Annotated in this window: 4 protein-coding genes and 1 pseudogene; 3 read left to right on the top strand and 2 right to left on the bottom strand. The window is 71.5% G+C overall.

All coding sequences use genetic code 11. The annotated features are described in order from the left end of the window. Positions 1-413: pseudogene (locus PROKR_RS33880) on the top strand (hypothetical protein); the annotation flags it as partial. Positions 414-576: 163 nt separating this feature from the next. Here PROKR_RS33880 and PROKR_RS04335 read toward each other — a convergent pair. Then, positions 577-1,521, bottom strand: coding sequence for an ROK family glucokinase (locus tag PROKR_RS04335; RefSeq protein ID WP_036959893.1), 945 nt, complete (start codon positions 1,519-1,521; stop codon positions 577-579). A 166-nt stretch (positions 1,522-1,687) separates the two neighbouring features. On the opposite strand from PROKR_RS04335, the gene PROKR_RS04330 reads away from it, so the two are divergent. After that, positions 1,688-3,520: an AMP-dependent synthetase/ligase gene (locus PROKR_RS04330; RefSeq protein ID WP_036959891.1), complete on the top strand. Its 1,833-nt coding sequence runs from the start codon at positions 1,688-1,690 to the stop codon at positions 3,518-3,520. A gap of 97 nt (positions 3,521-3,617) precedes the next feature. Here the strand turns inward: PROKR_RS04330 and PROKR_RS04325 are convergent, their stop codons facing one another. Further along, the gene (locus PROKR_RS04325) at positions 3,618-4,151 is read right to left on the bottom strand and encodes a GNAT family N-acetyltransferase (protein ID WP_036959889.1); all 534 of its coding nucleotides are present in this window, start codon (positions 4,149-4,151) and stop codon (positions 3,618-3,620) included. A 275-nt stretch (positions 4,152-4,426) separates the two neighbouring features. Here PROKR_RS04325 and PROKR_RS04320 point away from each other — a divergent pair, with 275 nt between their 5' ends. Beyond that, on the top strand, positions 4,427-5,653 hold the full coding sequence (locus PROKR_RS04320) for a pyrophosphate--fructose-6-phosphate 1-phosphotransferase (RefSeq protein WP_036959887.1): 1,227 nt from the start codon (positions 4,427-4,429) through the stop codon (positions 5,651-5,653). Positions 5,654-5,861 lie beyond the last annotated feature (208 nt).

The raw sequence follows: 5,861 nt of genomic DNA, 5'->3' as shown, positions 1-5,861 counted from the left end.
GCTGGGCAGCCGGCGACTGGACCACGAGCGGCACGGAGGACGACGGCGCGGGCGGTGCTGCCGGTGCTGAGCCGGGACGGGCGCGTCCGGACCAGCCCTCGGGGCCGCGCGACTGGCCGCTGTCGCCGGAGGCCGAGGCACTGGAGGAGGCGGACTCGCACTTCACACCGCCCGAGCCGCCCGCGCTGCTGTCCCGCGACCCGCTGCTGACGATGGCGTGGAGCTTCGTGGTGGGCATCCCCGTGCTCGCGGTGATCGGCATGATCGTCTCGGCGGCGGTACCCGCCGTCTCGATCCCGCCGCTGGCCGGGCAGATCGGGCTGGGCCTGTTCGTCGCCGGCCTCGGCGTCCTGATCTGGCGCATGCCGCACCAGCGCGACCCGGACGACGACGGCCCCGGCGCCGTCGTCTGAACCGTAGGCGCAGCGCAGGGTGAGGGCCGAGGAACGAGGCATCTCGCCCGGAGCCGGAGCCGCAGGTCCAGACGTCAGAAGGCATCGTCTAGATGGTCCAGAGACGTCAGACGCTCAGATCACCCGGGTGATCTGAGCGTCTGACATTTCTGGGAGAGAGATCTCAGCGGCGCGCGAGGTCCGCCGCGCCCACGATGCCCGCCTCGTTGCCGTGCAGGGCGAGCTCGATCGCTGCCACGGGCCGGTGGCCCATGGCGGACAGCTGCGCCTCGAAGCCGCGGCGTACCGGGCCGAGCAGCAGGTCACCGGCCGCGCCGACGCCGCCGCCGATCACGATCAGCTCCGGGTCCAGCAGCGCGGCGACGGACGCGGAGCCCTCGCCGATCCAGCGGCCGAGGGTCGCGAGCAGCTCGACCGACAGCTCGTCGCCCTCCTGGGCGGCCTCGGTCACCATCCTGCCGCGGATCTTCTCCGGGTCGCCCCCGGCGAGCTCCAGCAGGCGTCCGGCCTGGTCCACGCGCGCGACGGCGGCGTGCTGGGCGTCGCGCTCCAGGGCGCTGCCCGACGCGTACTGCTCCCAGCAGCCCTCGTGGCCGCACCCGCAGTAGTGCCCCTCGGGCACGACCCGCATGTGTCCGACCTCGGCGGCCATGCCCCACTTGCCGCGCACCAGGTCGCGCTCGGAGATGACGGCGCCGCCCAGGCCGGTGCCGACCGTGAGCATCAGCATGTCGGTGGCGTCCCGGCCCGCGCCGAACCGGAACTCGGCCCAGCCCGCGGCGTTGGCGTCGTTCTCCACCACGATCGGCAGGTCGGCGTCCACCAGCTCGGCCACCTTCGCGGCCAGCGGATACTCCCGCCAGGCGATGTTGGGGGCGAAGTTCACGGACGTGCGGTCGGGGCTGACGAAGCCCGCCGCGGCCAGGCCGATCGCACCGACCTCGTGCTCCTTGACGAGCTCGTTGCACGCGTCCGCGATGGCCCTGTCGATGTGCGCGACGTCGTCGGCGTCGGTCTCCCGGCGCACCTGGGCGAGGATCTGGCCCTCCTCGTCGACGACTCCCACAGCGATCTTGGTGCCGCCGATGTCGACCCCGATGGCGTGCATTCGTCCTCACGTTCTCTCGTTGCGCGACGGCCGCGTGGACCGTCGAAAAAGGGGGCTGCACCGAGAAGGTGCGCACACCCAGGGTAGCGACCGCGCGGAGTGCAACACGCGGAGTCCGTTTCCCGGTATCTTTGCAGGCACGGTCAGTACTGCCACTGGAGTCAGAATGGACGAGATCTTCAGCCCGATCCTCATCGAGCTGCCCCCCACCTCCAACCTCAACGATGTTCTCGCTGAGCGGGTCGCCGCCGGTGCCGGCAAGCCGATGATGGAGGTTCCTGCGGGGAAGGGCGAGCCCTGGCGGGTCGTCACCGCCGGCGAGTTCGACGCCCAGGTCGTCGCCGTGGCGAAGGGCCTCGTGGCCCGCGGCATCGAACCGGGGGACCGCGTGGGCATCATGTGCCGCACGCGGTACGAGTGGGCCGTGCTGGACTTCGCGGCCTGGGCCGCGGGCGCCGTGCCGGTCCCGGTCTACGAGACGTCCTCGGCCGAGCAGGTCGAGTGGATCCTGTCCGACGCCGAGGTCAAGCTGGTCTTCGCGGAGACCACGGCCAACGCCGACACCGTCGCCGAGGTGCGCGACGCCTGCCCGCTCGTGACCGACGTGCTCGTCATCGACGACGGTGCGCTCGACGCGGTCGCGGCCGAGGGCAAGGACGTGTCCGACGACGAGATCACCCGCCGCCGGGCGATCGCCGGCCTGGACGACCTCGCCACGATCATCTACACCTCGGGCACCACGGGTCGCCCGAAGGGCGCCGAGCTGACTCACCGCAACTTCGCGTCGCTCGCCGTGAACGCCGTCGAGGCCGTGCCGGAGGTGTTCGCCAAGGAGGGCGGACGCACCCTCCTGTTCATCCCGATGGCGCACGTGTTCGCCCGCTACATCCACGTGCTCGCCGTCGCGGGCGGCGTCGTCACCGGCCACTGGGGCAACACCACCACGCTGGTGGACGCCCTGGGCGAGTTCAAGCCGACCTTCATCCTCGCGGTGCCGCGGGTGTTCGAGAAGGTCTACAACACGGCCGAGCAGACGGCGGCGGCCGGCGGCAAGGCCAAGATCTTCCACTGGGCCACGGCGACGGGCATCGCCTGGTCGCGGGCGCTCGACACGCCGTCGGGCCCGGGGCTGGGCCTGCGGCTGCAGCACGCGGTCGCCAGCGCGCTGGTGTTCTCCAAGCTGCGCGCCAAGCTCGGCGGCCGCGCGGAGTTCGCGGTCTCGGGCGGCGGCCCGCTCGGCGAGCGCCTCGGGCACTTCTACCGGGGACTGGGCCTGAAGGTGCTGGAGGGCTACGGCCTCACCGAGTCCACGGCCCCGACCAGCGTGAACCGGCCGACGGCGACCAAGATCGGCTCGGTCGGCCTCCAGCTCCCCGGCTGCGGCGTGAAGATCGCCGAGGACGGCGAGATCCTGCTCAAGGGCCACCACATCTTCCGGGCCTACCACAAGAACGAGGCCGCCACGGCGGAGTCGTTCACGGAGGACGGCTGGTTCCGCACCGGCGACCTGGGCGTGCTGGACGACGACGGGTTCCTGACGATCACCGGCCGCAAGAAGGAGATCATCGTCACCGCGGGCGGCAAGAACGTGGCTCCGTCGATGCTGGAGGACCGCATCCGCGCGCACGCCCTGGTGAGCCAGTGCGTCGTGGTCGGCGACGGCAAGCCGTTCATCGGGGCGCTCTTCACGCTCGACGCCGAGGGCCTGCCGGGCTGGCTCAAGATGCACGGCAAGCCGGCGATGTCGGTCGACGAGGCGCGCAAGGACCCCGATGTCCTCGCGGCCCTCGACGGCGCGGTGCAGCGGGCGAACAAGGCGGTCTCGAAGGCCGAGTCGATCCGCAAGTACACGGTGCTCGCGGGCGACCTGACGATCGAGAACGGCTACCTCACGCCCAAGCAGAGCGTGAAGCGCGCGGTGTTCCTCAAGGACTTCGAGCAGGACGTCGAGCGCCTCTACGCGGACAAGAACAAGGAGAGCCTGCACCTGCTCAACTGAGTGGTGTGGGCGAGGGGCGTGACTTCGGTCGGTTGTCCTGAGCTCGGTCCGACGACGGACCGGGCTCAGGACAACCGACCGAAGTCGTTGCGCGCCGCTACCTGGTCGTGAACGAGATCCAGGTGTCGGGCGGGACGTCCGGCCTGCCCGGGACCGCCCGGTGCTCCTCCGTCCAGGCCTCGCCGACCGCGTCCGTCGCCACCGTGCGCCAGAACCGCACCGCGGGTGCGTTGGCATCCTGGAACGCGATCTCCCACGAGCCGGGGAAGCTTCGCAGCACCTGCGCGGCCAGGTCCCGGCCGATGCCGATCCGGCGCACCCCGCGGACCACGAAGAAGGAGCTCAGCACCCGGGTGGGCCCGTCCAGGCCGCGCACCAGCGCGAACCCGACGGGGGAGACGGGGCCGCCCGCGGGTTCCAGGTGCGCGACGACGCCGCGCCACCCTGGTTCGGTGAACGACGCGTCCAGGCGCTCGCGCCGGAACTGGCCGCTCGGGTCGGGCAGGGCGCCCGAGTGCTCGGACATGTCGTGCCGGAACAGGAGCCAGAGCCGTTCGAGCACGGGCTGGTCGGCCGGCGTCGTCGGGCGGACGGTGAGCCGGGCGGGCGAGGAGTGGTCGGAGTTCGTCATAACGAAAAGCCTCTCGGGCACCATGGCACCGAGAGGCTTGTAGCCATTTTCTCACGTCGTTCGCGTGGCTGTCCACGCTCGGTCTGCCGCTCGGTCCCGCTCGGCCGGCCGGCCGGCCGGTACCGGGCCGCGGGCGCCGTCCGACGGCGTGCTCAGTCACCGGACGCGCCGAGCGGTGTCCCCGGCGCTCAGTAGGATGACGACGAAGGGTGCCGCGCGGGCTGGACGCCGGCGGCGGCGCCCCCGAGATCCCCCTGATGAGAGGTGCTCCTCCGATGGCTGTTCGTCGTGTGGCCCTGCTGACCGCCGGCGGCTTCGCGCCCTGCCTGTCGTCGTCGGTCGGCGGTCTGATCGAGCGTTACACCGAGCTCGACCCCGACATCGAGATCATTGCCTACCTGCACGGCTACCACGGCCTGCTGACGGGCAACAAGATCGAGATCGACGACGAGGCTCGTAAGCAGGCGCACGTCCTGCACAAGTTCGGCGGCTCGCCGATCGGCAACTCGCGCGTGAAGCTGACCAACGTGAAGGACGCCGTCAAGCGTGGCCTGGTCCAGGAGGGTCAGGACCCGCTGCACGTCGCCGCGGAGCAGCTCAAGGCCGACGGCGTGGACGTGCTGCACACCATCGGTGGCGACGACACGAACACGACCGCCGCCGACCTGGCCGCGTACCTGCACGAGAACGGCTACGAGCTCACCGTGGTGGGCCTGCCGAAGACGATCGACAACGACGTCGTGCCGATCAAGCAGTCGCTCGGCGCGTGGACCGCCGCCGAGGAGGGCGCGAAGTTCGCCGCGAACGTCATCGGCGAGAACCGCGTGGGCCCGCGCATGCTGATCGTGCACGAGGTCATGGGCCGCCACTGCGGCTGGCTGACCGCCGCCACGGCGCAGTCCTACCGCGGCTGGCTCGACGACCAGGAGTGGGCACCGGCCCTCGGCCTGTCCCGCGAGCGCTGGGACGTGCACGCGGTGTTCCTGCCCGAGCTCGAGATCGACCTCGAGGGTGAGGCCAAGCGTCTGCGCGGCGTCATGGACGAGATCGGCAACGTCAACATCTTCCTCTCGGAGGGTGCGGGCATGCACGAGATCGTGGCCCAGCTCGAGGCGGCCGGCGAGACGGTCGAGCGCGACCCGTTCGGCCACGTGAAGCTGGACACCATCAACCCGGGCCAGTGGTTCGCCAAGCAGTTCGCGGAGAAGCTGGGCGCCGAGAAGGTCATGGTCCAGAAGTCGGGCTACTTCTCGCGTGCCGCGGCCGCCAACGCCGAGGACCTGCGCCTCATCAAGTCGATGACCGACTACGCGGTGGAGTGCGCCCTGCGCGGCGAGTCCGGCGTCATCGGCCACGACGAGGAGGACGGCGACCGCCTCAAGGCGATCGCGTTCCCGCGCATCGCCGGCGGCAAGGCGTTCGACGTCTCGCAGGAGTGGTTCGGCCAGATTCTCGCCGAGATCGGCCAGCCGCTCGTGCCGGCCGCTCCCGCGGAGCACTGAGCGACGTGCGGGCACCACAGGCACCGCTGGCCTCCCTGGCACCGGTGGCGGGCCGATGAGCACCGTCACCGATCCGGCAGGTCCGGCAGGCCGCGCTGGGCCTGCTGGGCCTGCCGGGGCCACCGGCCAGGCAGGGCTGGACCACTTCCGCACCCTGGAGGCGCGGCAGCAGCCCACGTGGCCGGACCCGGCCGCGCTGGCGGCCGCG

It is taken from the genome of Promicromonospora kroppenstedtii DSM 19349 (assembly GCF_000515355.1).
Lineage (GTDB): Bacteria > Actinomycetota > Actinomycetes > Actinomycetales > Cellulomonadaceae > Promicromonospora > Promicromonospora kroppenstedtii.
This window is presented reverse-complemented; position numbering and strand designations above follow the sequence as displayed.

Bases quoted from the DNA above. Each gene is read 5' to 3' on its own strand.
- PROKR_RS04335 (WP_036959893.1), bottom strand. From the start codon at position 1,521: ATGCACGCCATCGGGGTCGACATCGGCGGCACCAAGATCGCTGTGGGA.
- PROKR_RS04330 (WP_036959891.1), top strand. From the start codon at position 1,688: ATGGACGAGATCTTCAGCCCGATCCTCATCGAGCTGCCCCCCACCTCC.
- PROKR_RS04325 (WP_036959889.1), bottom strand. From the start codon at position 4,151: ATGACGAACTCCGACCACTCCTCGCCCGCCCGGCTCACCGTCCGCCCG.
- PROKR_RS04320 (WP_036959887.1), top strand. From the start codon at position 4,427: ATGGCTGTTCGTCGTGTGGCCCTGCTGACCGCCGGCGGCTTCGCGCCC.